This window comes from Actinoplanes ianthinogenes, from assembly GCF_018324205.1.
Classification (GTDB): Bacteria; Actinomycetota; Actinomycetes; order Mycobacteriales; family Micromonosporaceae; genus Actinoplanes; species Actinoplanes ianthinogenes.
In genome coordinates this window covers 2,639,676-2,654,637 of sequence record NZ_AP023356.1, presented here as the reverse complement: position 1 = coordinate 2,654,637, position 14,962 = coordinate 2,639,676, and the positions used below count along the sequence as shown (strand labels likewise).

Sequence of the window (14,962 nt, the reverse complement as noted above, 5' to 3'; positions counted from 1 at the left end):
CCACCTCACCGCCGGAACCAAGACCATTTCCGGTACGCCCTCAGCCCGGGGCCGCTGGCGGTCCGGCGGAGCGGTCGCCTAACTTCGTTGGAATGTATGCCGCCGTCGACCTGCAAACCACCGGCACCAAGACCTCCTGGCACGACCGCATCGTGGAGATCGCGATCGTCCGGCTGGACGAGTCGGGCAAGGTGCTGGACGAGTGGTGCACCCTGGTCAACCCGGACCGGGACCTCGGCCCGCAGGAGCTGCACGGCATCAGCGGCGCCGAGGCTCGCCGCGCCCCGCTCTTCGCCGACCTGGCCGGCCAGATCGCCGCCCGGCTGGCCGGACATGTGCTGGTCGCGCACAACCTCCTTTTCGACGCCGGATTCCTCACCGCCGAGTTCGGCAAGCTGGGCGTGGCCGTGCCGGTCGGCGACGACCGCGGCCTGTGCACCATGCGCCTGGCCGGGCACTTCCTGCCGACCGCGTCGCGCAGCCTCACCGCCTGCCGCGCCGCCGCGGGACTGCCCCCGCACCGCGAGTACTCCGCGCTGGACGGCGCCCGTGCCGCCGCCGAACTGCTCGCCTATTACCTGGAGCGGGCCGGTGACCCGCCGCCGTGGGCGGAGCTGATCGACGAGGCCCGGCGGGCGGACTGGCCCGCGCTGCCGCTGACCGGCGCTGCCCCGGTGACCCGTGGCCGCTCCCGGGACCGTGACCCGCACTTTCTCACCCGCCTCGTCGACCGTCTGCCCCGGCAGCTGAACCCGGCGGCGGACGCGTACTCCGCCCTGCTCGACGGGGTGCTGCTGGACCGGCACATCTCGGCCAGCGAGGCGGACCAACTGGTCGCCGCCGCCGCGAAGCTCGGTCTGTCCCGCGCCGACGCCGAGGTACTGCACCACCGCTATCTGTCCGGGCTGGCCACGGTGGCCCTCGCCGACCAGATCCTGACCCGCGCCGAACGCCTCGACCTCGACGGCGTCGCCGAGCTCCTCGGTCTGACCAGCGCCGACGTGGACCGGGCGCTCGCCGAGGCCGCCAGCCGGCCCGCCGCGAAGGTCGCCCAGTGGCAGCTGAGCCCCGGCGACCAGGTCGTCTTCACCGGGAACCTGACCCCGCCCCGCGAGCACCTCGAGGTCGACGCGCTGACTCACGGCCTGCGCACCGCCCGCAAGGTCACCAAGCAGACCCGCCTGCTGGTCGCCGCCGATCCCGACTCGATGTCCGGCACCGCCAAGCTGGCCCGCCAGTACGGCATCCCGATCGTCACCGCAACTGCCTACAAGGCGATGCTGGAGGCCCTGCTCAGCTCCGTCCGCCACTGATTCGCGGCAGGTGGCGAGAGGCAGAGGTGGATGGCCGCCCGGAAGTGGGGCGGCCATCCTTTCGGGGTTCGGTGGGCGAGGCATCCCCCCGTGGTGATGCCTCGCCCGGCTTGGGGAGCCGGGCACTGTCGGGACGGCCGAAGAGGCCCGCGCCGGCATGCGGCCGAAGGGGCCCGCGCTGAGACCTGGCCCGCTGCTGGACCGAGGGCCGCGCTGGGGCCGCCGCCTTTATAGCATGACGGAGAGCGCTTTCCGAGACCAGCCACCAAATTTGGGAGCGTGCCCAAGAACCCTGGACGCCGTCTGAGCGGCCGCTGGACGGGCACAGAAAGGCGCGGGCCGAGACGGCCCGCGCCCTTGATCCGATGACGGTCAGTACTGGATTCCGGCCTGGGCCAGCAACCAGTTGACCGGCGGCGGTTGCTGGTGGGCGTACGCCCAGCCGGTCGGGGCCACCGGGACCGGCACCGGCACCGGCACCAGCCCGGGCACCGCGGCGAACGGCATGAAGCCCATCGGCCCGGCCGACTGCGGGGTCATGGCCGGGACGGGCACCGGGGTCAGCGACGAACCCGGAGCCGGCGCGGGCTGCGTGGTGCCGGCCTCCGACTGGCCCGACGGGACCAGCAGGTTCGCCACGGCCGCGAGCGTCGGCATGCCGGCGCCGACGCGGGTCGGGCCGAAGCCGTACGGTGCGCAGAGCGACCGGATCATGCTGAACAGGCCGGCGACGCGGGCCGCGCCGCGGGCCGCGAAGGTCTGCCGGAACACCGGGTGGTGCGCGAGCAGCAGCGCGGCCAGGCCGGTGACGTGCGGCGCCGCCATCGACGTGCCGGACTGGGCCTCGAAATTGCCGCCCGGGACGGTGGAGATGATCGCCACGCCGGGTGCGCAGACCGCGACCTCCGGGCCGAAGCAGGTGAACGCCGGCGAGAAGATGCCGTCCGCGGCGAGGAACTGCGGGCGCAGGTTGGACCGGTCCCAGCTGTTCGGCTGCACCTCACCGATGCTGCCGACCGCGGACACGGCGAACGAGTACGGCGAGCGGGCCGGGTACTTGACCGCGTCACCGGAGTTGCCGGCCGCGACGATGCAGGCCACCCCGGCGTTGACCGCGGCGGTCAGGGTCTCCTCGACCACCGCGTTGATCTCGGTGTCGCCGCCGAGGCTCATGTTGACCACGTCGATGTTGTGGTCGATGCAGTAGTCCAGGGCGTCGATCAGGCTGTCGTAGCGGCCGCCGGGGAACACCTTCAGCACATGGATCTCGGCGTCCGGGACGAAGCCGCGCAACTGGTCCTCGGAGCGGGCGGCGATCACGCCGGCGCAGTGCGAACCGTGCCCGACCAGGTCGTTGCTCCAGGCCGTGGTGTTGCCGTTGGTGAAGTCCCGGCCGACCTTGAGGTGGCTCAGCAGCGGATGGGTGTTGTCCGCGCCGGAGTCGATGATGGCCACCTTGACGCCCTCGCCGCGCAGGTTCGGGCCGAGCCGGTCGAGGCCCATCAGCCGCTGGCCCCAGCCGTGCTGGAAGCCGCGCGGGAAGCCGCTGATCGTCTCGGAGTAACCGCGCAGCCGGACCACGTTGACCGCGGCGTCGGAGACGACCGGCTCGGTCAGGTAGAGGTCCCAGTAACCGCCCGGGCGCATCACGAACAGCGAGCGGGCCGGCCGGTCGTGCAGTGTGTACAGGTCGAGGCTGACCTCGCCCTTGGAGTTCGTGGTGCCCTGGCTGGGCACGGTGTCGCCGGTCAGGGTGACGACGGCGCCCTCCAGCGGCCGGTCGTTCTCGCCGAGGACCTTGAAGCGGATCTCCTTGGGCTTCACGGCGGCCGTCGGGAACATGCCGAAGACCGAGGCGTCCTGCATCAGCGCGGGGCCGCCGCCGTATGTCAGCGCGCTGTTGTGCCCCACCACGAGCTGTGGCGCGGTGGCCGCGATCAGCTGCGCGTGCTCCGGCTCCAGGTTGGTGACCAGGATGTCGGTGGCGTCACCCTGCCCCACGCCGAGGGTGGCGAGGGTGGCGTGCGGGCGCTGGATCCGCCGGACCACGTCGAGGCCCTGCACCGCGGCGTTCAGCATGCCGGCCGACAGGGGTTGCACTCCCAGCTGCCGGGCGTTGGCCCGGGACCGGGGGGCGATCAGATATTGAGCGGTCTGGCGGGCGCCGACCGGGATTTCCTGGGGTTCCGGCAGCGCGGTGGACGCGGTGGTGGACGCGGCGGCGGAGTGGCCGCGGGATGTCGATCCACGGCGGCCTTCGGACTCGGGCATCCGTTTCCTCCCAGCATGAGGCGTGCGTCGCTGGTGGCGCCTCCGGAGAGGGCCACCAGCGCTATTCGTCGAATGGTTCGAGCTTTGCGTTGGGTGCGATCGTGTATTTTCCGGCGAACTGTTTCCGCAACGACTCGACATCATTTTCGTACGCCTGAAAGACGATATACCGCGACGATGTCTTGGTGACCGAGGCGCTGGGAAGCATCTCGACGGCGGCGAGCAGTTCGCTGAATTCGGAGCCGGTGGCGATGTATTCCTGGAGATTCATGGGTTCTCCCGGCGGGGTCGTGGTGCCGGGGGAATTCCCGGCGCCACGACCTTATCCGTCGTTTCCGTGCGGCCGCCTCAGTTGACGGCGCCCGCCATCTGCGGCACCTGCTGCTGTTGCTGCTGCCCGGTGGGCGTCTGCCCATATCCGTAAGCGCCCTGGCCGCCGTATCCGTAGGCACTCGGCGAGTAGTACGGCGGGACGAACGGCGGGGCCTGCTGCGGTCCGGCCTGGAACGGCAGCAGACCACCGGCGATGCCACCGATCGTGCTGCCCAGACCGCTGTCACCGAAGTAGCCGCCGAGCGCGCCACCGGCGATCGAGCCGAGTGCGCCGCCGAACAGGCCCTGCGGGGCGAACTGCGGAACCTGCTGCTGCGGGCCGGCCTGGAACGGAATCATCGAGGCGATCGACGGCGCACCGATGCCCGGGCTGCCGATGCCCGGCGAGCCGGGGAACGGCGTGCCGAGGACTCCGGAGCGTTCCAGGATGCTGGCCAGCGACGGGCCGAAGGTGCTCTGCGGCGTGAACTGCTGCTGCTGGGGCCCGGCCTGGAACGGCAGCAAATTGCCGAACGTCGTGCCGATTTGCTGGCCGAGGCCCTTCTGACCGAAGTAGTCACCGCCGATGCCGCCGAGAATGCCGCCCAGCGTCGAGCCGAGCGCGCCCTGCGGCGCGAACTGCTGTTGCTGTTGCTGCTGGGGTCCGGCCTGGAAGGGCAGGAGGTTGCCGAGGACCGAGCCGAGTTGCTGGCCGAGGCCTTGCTGGCCGAGGTAGCCGCCGCCGATGCCGCCGAGCATGCCGCCCAGTTGCTGGCCGAAGGCGCCCTGCGGGGCGAACTGCGGCACCTGCTGCGGCACCTGCTGCTGGGGTCCGGCCTGGAACGGCAGGAGGTTACCGAGGACCGAGCCGAGTTGCTGGCCGAGGCCCTGCTGGCCGAGGTAGCCGCCGCCGATGCCGCCGAGCATGCCGCCCAGTTGCTGGCCGAAGGCGCCCTGCGGGGCGAACTGCGGCACCTGCTGCGGCACCTGCTGCTGGGGTCCGGCCTGGAACGGCAGGAGGTTACCGAGGGTGGCGCCGAGCTGCTGGCCCAGGCCCTGCTGGCCGAGGTAGCCGCCGCCGATGCCGCCGAGCAGACCACCTAATTGCTGGCCGAAGGCGCCTTGCGGGGCGAACTGAGGCACCTGCTGCTGGGGTCCGGCCTGGAACGGTAGAAAGTTCCCGAGCACCGAACCGAGTTGCTGGCCGAGGCCCTGCTGGCCGAGGTATCCGCCGCCGATCCCGCCGAGGACGCCACCGAGCTGGGAGCCGAGTGCTCCCTGCGGTGCGAACTGCGCTTGTTGCGGTGTGAACTGCGCGCCCTGAGGATACATCTGCTGTCCGTACATAAGTCCCGTCGTCCCCTTCAAAGGGCAGCCGTTACCGGCCGCTGCGCGCGACGAATCATGCGTCCACTCCGAATGGGAATGTCGCGGTCGCTGCGGCTCGTCAGCCGATAATCGGCAAGGCCCCTAATAGTTGGTTTGATCGGTGTCAGGTCTCATCCCGTCCTGCGCAGAAACGAGATCATGAGGAGTGTCCGGACGTCCACTTCAGGGTTCCACCATCTATTTGAGGGCAGTATCGTCCGTACGGATGATTGCGCCAAAATCAACGATCACGAAAGCGCTGATCGAATGGCATTCAGATCATTTCAAGGAGATTAACAGGATCATATGTACGGCCTGCTCAAAAAAGATCGTGTGTGTCTCTTACGTTGCCCGAACATTCGCCGGCCCCGGACGGCGGCATGATGTGTCCGTGAATGACGTCGCCAAGGGACTGGTTCTGGTGGTCGAGGACGAGCGCCCGATCGCCGACCTGGTGCGGCTCTACCTGAGCCGGGAGGGCTTCGGCGTGCAGGTCGAGCACGACGGCCAGGCCGGCCTGGCCGCCACCCGCCGGCTCCGCCCGGTCGCCTGCATCCTGGACATCGCGCTGCCCGGCCTGGACGGCACCGAGATCTGCCGGCGGATGCGCGCCGACGGCGACTGGACCCCCGTCATCTTCCTGACCGCGCGCGACGACGAGGTGGACCGGATCCTCGGCCTCGAACTCGGCGGCGACGACTACGTGACGAAACCGTTCAGCCCGCGCGAGCTGGTCACCCGGGTCAAGGCGCTGCTGCGCCGGGCGGCCGGCCCGCCGGAGCCCGATCGGGTCCGCACGCTCGGCCCGCTGAGGCTCGACCAGGGCCGGCGGACGGCGGTGCTGCACGACGCCCCGCTCACGCTGACCGCGACCGAATTCGATCTGCTCGCCCACCTGCTCGGCCGGCCCGGCCGGGTGTTCACCCGGGAGGAGCTGCTCGCCGCGGTCTGGGGCTACGCCTCGCACGCCGGCACCCGCACCGTCGACGTGCACGTGGCTCAGGTCCGGGCCAAGCTCGGCGCCGCGGCCGGTCTGATCCGCACGGTGCGCGGCGTCGGGTACACCGCCGATGCGTGACTTCTTCCGTACGCTGACCGGCCGCGCCGTCCTGGTCACCGTCGCCACCGCGGTGGTCGCCGTGATCGTCACCGCGGTGGTCGCCGTCCCGGTCGCGGTGCGGTCGGTGAACGCCCAGGTCCGCGCCGAGCTGGTGGAGAAGTCGGCGATCGCCGTGCAACTGCTGACCGACCGGCGCCCGGCCGTCCGGGAGAACATCGCCGAGCGGCTGCGCCAGGACGACATCGAGATCTACGTGATCCGCCGCGGCGTGGCCGACCGTCCCGGCCTGCCGCCCCGGGTGATCGCCACGGTGACCGGCGGCGCCCTGGTGGACGTGCGGGCCCGGGTCGGCGGCCGGGCGTCGTTCGTGGCCGGCAGCCCGTTGCCCGGAGTGGACGCCGGTGTGGTGCTCACCCGCCCGGCCGACTCCGGCGTCGCGTGGCAGGTGCTCGGCAGCGTCTGGTGGGCGCTGCTGGCCGGCCTGCTCGGCGGGGTCCTGGCCGGTGCGCTGCTGGCCCGTTTCCTGACCCGGCCGATCGAGCTGGCCGCGGCGGCGGCCGGGCGGCTCGCCGCCGGGGACCGGTCGGTGCGGATCGCCCGGCACGGTCCCGCCGAGGCACACCGCCTCGCCGAGGCGGTGAATCAACTGGCCGCGGCGTTGCAGATCAGCGAGGGCCGCGAGCGCGACTTCCTGTTGTCCGTCTCCCACGAGTTGCGTACGCCATTGGCCACCCTCCGCGGCTACGCCGAAGCGCTCGCCGACGGCGTGGTCGGCCCCGACGGCGCGCAGCAGGCCGGCGCCACCATGCTCGCCGAGGCGGATCGGCTCGACCGGCTGATCTCCGACCTGCTCGTGCTGTCCCGGCTGGAGGCCGCCGACCTGCCGCTCGACGTGGTCGCCGTGGATCTGGTGGAGCTGGTCCGGGAGGCCGGAGTGGCCTGGTCGGCGCGCTGCGCGCCGGAGGGGCCGGCCCTCGCCGTCGAGCTGCCGGACGTCCCGGTCACGGTGGACACCGACCCGGGCCGGATCCGGCAGGTGCTCGACGGGCTCTGTGAGAACGCCCTGCGGGTGGTGCCGGCCGGCGCGCCGCTGGTGCTCGCGGTGCGGGCCGGAGAGGGCGGCGGGGTGGTCGAGGTTCGCGACGGCGGGCCCGGTTTCACCGACGACGACCTGGCCGTGGCGTTCGAGCGAGGCGCGCTGAACCGGCGGTATCGGGGGATCCGCAAGGTCGGCAGCGGGCTGGGGCTGGCGCTCGCGGCCCGGCTGGTCGGGCGGCTGGGTGGGCGGATCACGGCCGGGCACGCTCCGGAGGGCGGGGCGATGTTCACGGTGGAGCTGCCTTACCGAACCCGAACAATCGGCTGACGTGGGCCGATCGGGGCGGGCGGATGGTCGTACCCATGAATCGAAGCGGGAAAGCCCTGATCGTCGCCGCGACCGTGACCCTCGCCCTGGCCGGCTGCGGCGCAGCCGCGCCGGAGAAAGCAGCCGCGCCGGACACTCCGGTGGCGAGCGACGTGGCGGCCGAGGCCGTCGCCCTTCAGGAGGTGGGCTTCACCACCGATGACGACCCGTCACCGGGCGCCACCGGCAAGGACGCCGTCCGGCCCCGGGTGGTCCGCAAGCTGCTGCGCCGCAACGCGCTGCACGGCGAGGTGACGGTGCGGGTGAAGGACGGGACGAAGACCATCGTGGTGCAGCGCGGAAAGGTCACGGCGGTCACCGGCCAGAGCCTGACCGTGCAGTCCACCGACGGCTTCGAGCTCACCTGGAGTTACGGCGACCCGTTGCGGATCGTGCGGAAGCGCGAGGAGGTCAAGCGTGACGTGCTGACGACCGGTGTGCAGGTCGGCATCGGTGGCGTCCGGGACGGCGACGCGACCGACGCCCGCCTGATCGTCGTGAAATAGCGTTACTGCAAGAAGTCGGCGAACGGCGAGAGCAGGAGTTTGCCGAGGCCGGTGGCGGTCCGGTCGAGCCGGCGGCGCTCCTTGTCGAGCGCGCCCAGGTCGTGCCGGATCGCCCAGATCTTCTGCGCGTTGCGCCAGGCGACGTTGCGGGTGTACTCCACCATCTCGCCCTGCCACCAGTCGTCCAGGTCGCCGTTCATCGTGTCGATGAGCAGCTGCCAGCGATCCAGATAACCGCGCCGCAGGCCCGGGATCTCCTCCGCGAAGATGTCGTTGACCTGGAGGTAGTCGTGGTGCTGGTCGCTGCCGTCGATCGGGTCGGTGCCCAGGTGGTCGAACGTGGTGACCAGCGCGAACGGCAGGTCGAAGTTGATGTGCGCGTTGACCCCGGCGACCGCGGACGGCAGCGGGCGCGCGTCCGGCCCGGGGATCCGGCTGAACAGGCCGGCCCAGACGCCGGGACAGGCCGGGCTGCCCTCGGTCCAGTAGCGCAGCGCGTCGAAGTAGCGCGCGGCGAACTCCACGTCGAGACGGGACAGGAACGCGGGGTCCTTGAACTTGCCCGCGTAGAGCCGGTCCAGCACGTTCTCGGTGATCGTGAGGTACAGCTTGTTGAAGTCGGCCAGCGGGTTGCCGTTCAGCAACGGTGGCACCTGGCAGAGAGCGTCCTGCAGTTTGGTGAGCTGGTCGACGACGGCGGGCACGTCGTCCGGGTGCTCCTGCAGGATCGTGGACATCTGGAGCTGCACTGGCCCCCAGATCGGCTGGGTCATCGGATCCTCCACGGGACTTGCGAAATAGCGGAGGGCCCCCAGCACCGCCCGGCGGTGTGAACCACCGGGCGGTGCTCCCCCGTGACCACAGCCTTTCAAAGGCGGCGTACGAGGGGATCGGTAGAACGACGTATTCCGCGTACGTATGTCACGGCGAGATAACGATCGCCTGGTCAGGCCGCCGTCAGATAGACCCGGCTGGCTTGCACGCGGGTGCGTACCTGCAGTTTGTCGAAGATGTGGCCCAGATGCACGCCGACGGTGCGTTCGCTGATGAACAGCAACTCACCGATCTCCCTGTTCGTCAAGCCCTCGGCGACCGCGGCCAGCACCTCGCGCTCCCGCCCGGTCAGCACGGCCAGCTCGTCGCCCATCTCCGGCTCCGGCGGCGACATCGCCACGGTGTCCGCGTCGTCGGAGAGCGAGACCCGGAACCGCTGGGCGACCTCCTTGATCTCGTTCGCCAGCGGGCGGGCGCCCATCGCGATCGTGGTCGCGTACGCCTGGCGCAGCGCGGCCAGCGCGGCCGCCCGCCGGCTCTTGCGCTGCATCGCCACCTCGGCGTGCCGCAGCCGCGAGTAGGCCGCCGGGTACGGCTGGTGCCGGTCCCAGATGGCCGCCGTCCGGGACCACAGTTCCGGGTCGGACCGGCCCTCCACCCGGCTCAGCTCGGCGGCGCAGAGCGAGAGGTAACCGTCGATCACGCTGCGGACCTCGGGGGCGGCGGCGGCCGCGCTGGTCTCCAGCCGGGCCACCACGGTCTTGAGCCGGCGCAGCGCGCCCGGGTCGACCGGAACGCCGTTCACGTGCGCCTCGGCCTCGGCGCGCAGGCCGTGCCAGGCCAGCACGCCGAGCAGGACCACGTCGTCCGAGCGGGTCTCGGTCAGCCCGCGCTGCACCGCGGCGCGCGCCTCGCTGTGCTCCTTCTGCCAGATCGCGAGGCCCGCCCGCAGGGTGAGCATCGGCAGCACGTGCCGGGCACCGCCACCGGCCAGCAGGGTGGCGGCCGCGTCCAGGTCGCGGCGGGCGTTGTCCACCTCGCCGAAGTTGACCCAGAGCCGGCAGCGGGCCAGCAACAGCTCGACCGCGTCGGCGCCGGAGGGCCGGTGCCGCATCGCGGCCTCCAGCATGGTGTCCGCCTCGGCCCACTGGCCGATCCGGAAGAGCCCGTTGCCGGCGATGGCGAGCAGGCGCGTCTGGTAGGTCCGGCCGACACCGCGCGAGGCGAGGCGCTCGGCGCCCCGGCGGGCCACCAGCACCCCCTCCTCGATGTTGTTCAGCGGGCCGGTGAGCAGCTCGGCCAGGTGCAGATAGGCCACGCCCAGGTCGTCCGGGTGGCCGGAGCGCTCGGCGATCTCCACGGCGTGCCGGATGACCGCCAGGCCGGCGTCCGGGTCCTCGCGGAACGCGGCGCTGAAGCCGAGCGCGGCACTGGCCCGGACCAGGTCGGCGGTCGATCCGTTGACGGCGGCCAGCTCCAGGGCGTCCCGGGCGCGCTGGTTGGCGTCCGCGTACCGGCCCAGGTGCAGCAGCAGCTCGGCGAGGAAGGCGGCCGCGGTGGCGCGCAGCTGGGGCGTGCAGTCCGGGGACTGGAGGGCGGCTTCGTACTCCCGCTCGGCGGTCTCCGAGCGGCCGGTCGCGGCCAGGTAGCGGGCCCGGCGCAGGTGCAGCTCGCACTCGCCGGGCGCGTCCTTGCGACCGGCCAGCTCCTCCAGCCGGGCCAGCGCCAGCAGGTGCTCGCCGCACTGGTGGGCCGACTCGGCGGCGTGCTCGAGCAGCTCGGTGCGCTCCTCGGCGTCCTCGGCGGTCAGCCGCAGCGCGATGGTCCAGTGCCGGTGCGCCTCGGCGAAGCCGTAAAGGCTCTCGGCCGAGCGGGCCGCGGCGATCACCGAAGGCAGCGCCCGGGACGGAACGCCGGCGCGCTGCCAATGATGGGCCAAGCGGGCGTGATCGACCTCACCGTCGTGGGTCTCCAGGGCCTCCGCGTACCGCCGGTGCAGGGAGGCGGCCTCGGCGGGCAGCACCTCCTGCTCCAGCACCTCGGCGACCAGCCGGTGCCGCAACCGGTAACCCTCGGCGTCGCCGACCACGAACCGGTAGGCCACCGCGGCGCGGATCGCCTCCAGCAGCTCGTCCTCGGGCAGCCGGACCACCCGGGCCAGCACCTCGTGCTCGACCGGCTCGACGCCGGCCGCCACCGCGTGCACCACGGCGTGCGCGTTGACCGGCAGCTCGTCGACCCGGGCCAGGAAGATCTCGCGCAGCGTGTCGGACAGCTCGACCCGGCCGTCGCGCAGGTCGCGGGCCAGCTCCTCGACCACGAACGGGTTGCCGCCGCTGCGCTTGTAGACCCGGTCGGCGTCCTCGCCCGCCACGTCACCGGCGATCGCGCTGACCAGCTCGTGGGTCTGCTCCTGGTTGAGCGGCGCCAGGTCGACCACCCGGACCGAGCGCAACCGGCGCAGCTCGGCCAGCACCCGGCGCAGCGGGTGGGTGCCGTGCAGCGCCTCGGCGCGGATCGCGGCGAGCACCGACACGCGCACGTCGCCCAGGCCGGCGAGCAGGTAGAGCAGCAGCTGGCGGGTGCTCCGGTCGGCCCACTGCAGATCGTCGAGGACCAGAAGCAGCCGCCGGTCGCCGGCGATCGCCCGCAGGTCGCGGGAGACCCGGTCGAGCAGGGCGCCGGGGTCGTCGGCCGTGGTGGCGGGCGCGCTGTCGTGCCGGCGCAGCGCCTGGAGCACCGGGTGCAGCGGCGAGGCGTCGCCGATGTCCAAACAGGTGCCGACGAGCACCGCGAACTCCCCGCTGCGCAGCGCGTCGGCGGTCTCGCGCAGCAGCCGGCTCTTGCCGACGCCACTCTCCCCGGTGAGGAACACCGCGGCTGTCCCACCGGGACCCACGCTGCGCAGGCAGGACTGAATATCGGCCAGCGTGCCGGTGCGTCCGACAAGCGGCCCGTCGCCCCCCTGGCTGGCCATGTCCGGCAGCCTAATGCGAAAGCGACTATCACGTTGTCGTCGGTTCGGACTGTTCTGCGTCACAAAAATGACGAGTGTTGATGCTGTCACAGATACGTCGTTCTGCGGATCCGCATGTGGAGCCGGGCTGGCACCGTACTCCCGGTCAACGCAGTGATCTGGGGGAGCGTGAGACATGACCACCATCACCGTCGCCGTTCAGGAGCGGCGCCAGACAGTAACCGTGCTGTTCATCGACATAGTCGGCTTCACCGCTCTGGTGGACCGGCTGGACTGCGCGGAGGTGCGGGCGCTGCAACGGGACTACTTCTCGGCCGTGGCCGACGTGGTCCGGGACTGTGGCGGCATCGTCGAGAAGTACGTGGGGGACGCGGTGATGGCGGTGTTCGGCGCCGGCGAGGACGGCTTCGAGCCGGAGGCGGCCGCCTCGGCGGTGCGCGCGGGCCTGTCGGTCCAGGAGACGTTGAGGGGGCGTCTCCTGGCCGGCAGGCACCGTGTGCGGACCCGGGTGGGGCTGGCCACCGGCGAGGTGATCGTGGATCCGCTGATGACCTTCGACGGGGGGTACGGGATGATCAGCGGCAGCGTGGTGAGCACGGCGGCCCGGCTCCAGGCGTACGCGCCGCACGACACGGTGGTGGTCTGCTCGGCCACCCGGGAGGTCACCGACACGCTGATCGCGTACCAGGAGCTGCCACCGGTGTCCGTCCCGGGCAAGTCCTACCCGTTGGACCTGTGGCGCGCGCTACAGCCCCAGTCTGCCCGGTTGGTGGGGGTCCGCTAGCGTTTTTTGTAACCTTTTTCCCGAATTTTCGGTCTAGCGGGTCAAGACCTGGCTCGCCTGGGGCAGAAGTGTCGGAGGCTCCGGGTAGGCTCGCGCCGTCCTTGACCACCTTGGCCGACCGGGAGTGCCGCCTCGTGACCGCACAGCCAGAGACCTTGTACGGGGCTGACGACCTCACGCACCTGGAAGGGCTGGACGCTGTCCGGAAACGCCCAGGGATGTACATCGGGTCCACCGACAGCCGGGGCATCAACCACCTGGCGAACGAGATCATCGACAACTGCACCGACGAGGGCGTCGGTGGGCACGCCACCCGGATCGCCGTCACGCTGCACACCGACGGCTCGGTCCAGGTCGACGACGACGGCCGGGGCATCCCGACCGACGTGCACGCCAAGAGCGGCCTGAGCGGCGTCGAGCTGGTGCTCACCCGGCTGCACGCCGGCGGCAAGTTCGGCGGCTCCGGTTACAAGGCCTCCGGCGGCCTGCACGGCGTCGGCGCCTCCGCGGTCAACGCGCTCTCGCTGCGCTACGACGTCACCGTCAAGCGGGACGGCAAGGTGCACGAGATCTCCTTCCAGCGGGGCGTGCCCGGCGTGTTCGACGGCCCCGGGCCGACCGCGCCGTTCACCCCGCAGGCCGGCCTGCGGGTCACCCGCCGGATGAAACGCGGCGAGCCCACCGGCACCTCGACCCGGTACTGGTACGACGCGCGGTATTTCGAGAGCGGCGCCCGGCTCGACATCGAGGCGGTCCGGGCGAAACTGCGCAACACCGCGTTCCTGGTCGCCGGTGTGCAGTTCACGCTCTTCGACGCGACCGCGGAGGAGCCGGCCACCGAGACGTTCCACTATCCCCACGGGCTCACCGACATGGTGGAGTTCCTGACCCCGGCCGCCGACAAGCCGGTCTCCGGGATCCTCATGGTGACCGGCTCGGGGACCTACAAGGAGAACGCCGCCGACGCCAACGGCGTCATGCAGTCGAACGTGGTCCGTGAGGCCCAGGTGGAGATCGCCTTCCGCTGGGGCACCGGTTACGAGCGGACCGTCGAGAGCTTCACCAACACGATTCGCAACGTGCACGGCGGCACCCACCGCAAGGGCTTCGAGCGGGCCCTGGTGCGCGCGCTGACCGAGGCCATCCGCAACAGCCGCGGCCTGCTCAAGCCGAAAGAGGAGCCGCCGGTCCTGGACGACCTGCTGGAGGGCATGACCGCGGTCATCCATGTGCGGGTGCCGGAGCCGCAGTTCACCTCGCAGACCAAGGACGAGCTCTCCACCGCCGGGATCACCCGGGTGACGCAGAGCCTCGTCGAGGCGTACCTGAAAGAGTGGATCGACGGCCGGCGCACCAAGACCGAGGCCCGCACGGTCCTGCAGAAGGTGGTCGACGCCGCCCGCGTCCGGCTCACCCAGAAACAGCAGAAGGACGCGGCCCGCCGCAAGACCGCCCTGGAGGGCGCGTCGATGCCGGCCAAGCTGGTGGACTGCCGGGCGATCGGGATCGACCGCTCCGAGCTGTTCATCGTCGAGGGTGACTCGGCGCTGGGCACCGCCCGGATGGCCCGCTCCTCGGAATACCAGGCGCTGCTGCCGATCCGCGGCAAGATCCTCAACGTGCAGAAAGCCAGCCTCCAGCAGGTCCTGGACAACGCCGAGTGCTCGGCGATCGTCCAGGTGCTCGGGGCCGGCTCCGGCCGCACCTTCGAGATCGGGCAGATGCGGTACGGCCGGGTCATGATCATGGCGGACGCCGATGTCGACGGCTCGCACATCCGGACCCTGCTGATCACCCTGTTCGCGAAATACATGCGGCCGGTGATCGAGCAGGGCCGGCTCTACGCCGCGATGCCGCCGTTGCACAAGGTGGTCACCAAGGGGCGTAACTCCGAGACGGTGTACACGTACACCCAGCAGGAGATGGAGGCCACCGTCAGCCGGTTCGAGCGGTCCGGCAAGCAGGTGCAGAAGCCGGTGCCCCGGTTCAAGGGCCTCGGCGAGATGGACGCCGACGAGCTGTGGGACACCACGATGAACCCGGCCGCCCGCACCGTGCGGCGGATCACCATCGAGGACGCCGAGCGCGCCGAGGCCACCCTCGAGCTGCTCATGGGTGAGCGGGTCGAACCCCGGAAGAACTGGTTGATCGAGGCTGCCGGCCGGATCGACCAAGAGACGATCGACGCCTGA

General features: G+C 71.3%; 11 protein-coding genes. 6 read left to right on the top strand and 5 right to left on the bottom strand.

The features are described 5' to 3' along the window. Positions 1-92 precede the first annotated feature (92 nt). Entirely contained in the window at positions 93-1,313 is a 1,221-nt protein-coding gene (locus Aiant_RS12265; RefSeq protein ID WP_189335297.1) for an exonuclease domain-containing protein, read from the top strand. A gap of 372 nt (positions 1,314-1,685) precedes the next feature. Here the strand turns inward: Aiant_RS12265 and Aiant_RS12260 are convergent, their stop codons facing one another. From Aiant_RS12260 to Aiant_RS12250, 3 genes are all read right to left on the bottom strand, one after another. Further along, the gene (locus Aiant_RS12260; protein ID WP_189335296.1) at positions 1,686-3,584 is read right to left on the bottom strand and encodes a S8 family serine peptidase; all 1,899 of its coding nucleotides are present in this window, start codon (positions 3,582-3,584) and stop codon (positions 1,686-1,688) included. A 61-nt stretch (positions 3,585-3,645) separates the two neighbouring features. Next, entirely contained in the window at positions 3,646-3,855 is a 210-nt protein-coding gene (locus tag Aiant_RS12255; protein WP_189335295.1) for a hypothetical protein, read from the bottom strand. A gap of 77 nt (positions 3,856-3,932) precedes the next feature. Further along, positions 3,933-5,228: a hypothetical protein gene (locus Aiant_RS12250; RefSeq protein WP_189335294.1), complete on the bottom strand. Its 1,296-nt coding sequence runs from the start codon at positions 5,226-5,228 to the stop codon at positions 3,933-3,935. 427 nt (positions 5,229-5,655) lie between these two features. Between Aiant_RS12250 and Aiant_RS12245 the strand changes: the two genes are divergently transcribed. The 3 genes from Aiant_RS12245 to Aiant_RS12235 are packed head-to-tail and all read left to right on the top strand — an operon-like array spanning position 5,656 to position 8,235. Further along, positions 5,656-6,342 (top strand): response regulator transcription factor, encoded by a 687-nt coding sequence (locus Aiant_RS12245; protein ID WP_425322668.1) that lies wholly within the window; start codon positions 5,656-5,658, stop codon positions 6,340-6,342. After that, positions 6,335-7,690, top strand: coding sequence for a sensor histidine kinase (locus tag Aiant_RS12240; RefSeq protein ID WP_189335292.1), 1,356 nt, complete (start codon positions 6,335-6,337; stop codon positions 7,688-7,690). Before Aiant_RS12245 ends, Aiant_RS12240 begins: the two co-directional genes overlap by 8 nt. A gap of 35 nt (positions 7,691-7,725) precedes the next feature. After that, positions 7,726-8,235: a hypothetical protein gene (locus Aiant_RS12235; RefSeq protein WP_189335291.1), complete on the top strand. Its 510-nt coding sequence runs from the start codon at positions 7,726-7,728 to the stop codon at positions 8,233-8,235. A 2-nt stretch (positions 8,236-8,237) separates the two neighbouring features. Here the strand turns inward: Aiant_RS12235 and Aiant_RS12230 are convergent, their stop codons facing one another. Together Aiant_RS12230 and Aiant_RS12225 are read right to left on the bottom strand one after the other, a co-directional pair. After that, positions 8,238-9,008 carry a DUF5995 family protein gene (locus Aiant_RS12230; protein WP_189335290.1) on the bottom strand — a complete coding sequence of 257 codons (771 nt, stop codon included), beginning with the start codon at positions 9,006-9,008 and terminating at the stop codon, positions 8,238-8,240. A gap of 173 nt (positions 9,009-9,181) precedes the next feature. Next, a complete protein-coding gene (locus tag Aiant_RS12225) occupies positions 9,182-11,986 on the bottom strand; it encodes an ATP-binding protein (protein WP_189335289.1) in 2,805 nt (934 codons plus the stop codon). A gap of 175 nt (positions 11,987-12,161) precedes the next feature. On the opposite strand from Aiant_RS12225, the gene Aiant_RS12220 reads away from it, so the two are divergent. Continuing rightward, the gene (locus tag Aiant_RS12220) at positions 12,162-12,770 is read left to right on the top strand and encodes an adenylate/guanylate cyclase domain-containing protein (RefSeq protein ID WP_189335288.1); all 609 of its coding nucleotides are present in this window, start codon (positions 12,162-12,164) and stop codon (positions 12,768-12,770) included. Between the two features lie 134 nt (positions 12,771-12,904). After that, positions 12,905-14,962, top strand: a complete 2,058-nt coding sequence (locus Aiant_RS12215; RefSeq protein WP_189335287.1) for a DNA gyrase/topoisomerase IV subunit B — start codon at positions 12,905-12,907, stop codon at positions 14,960-14,962.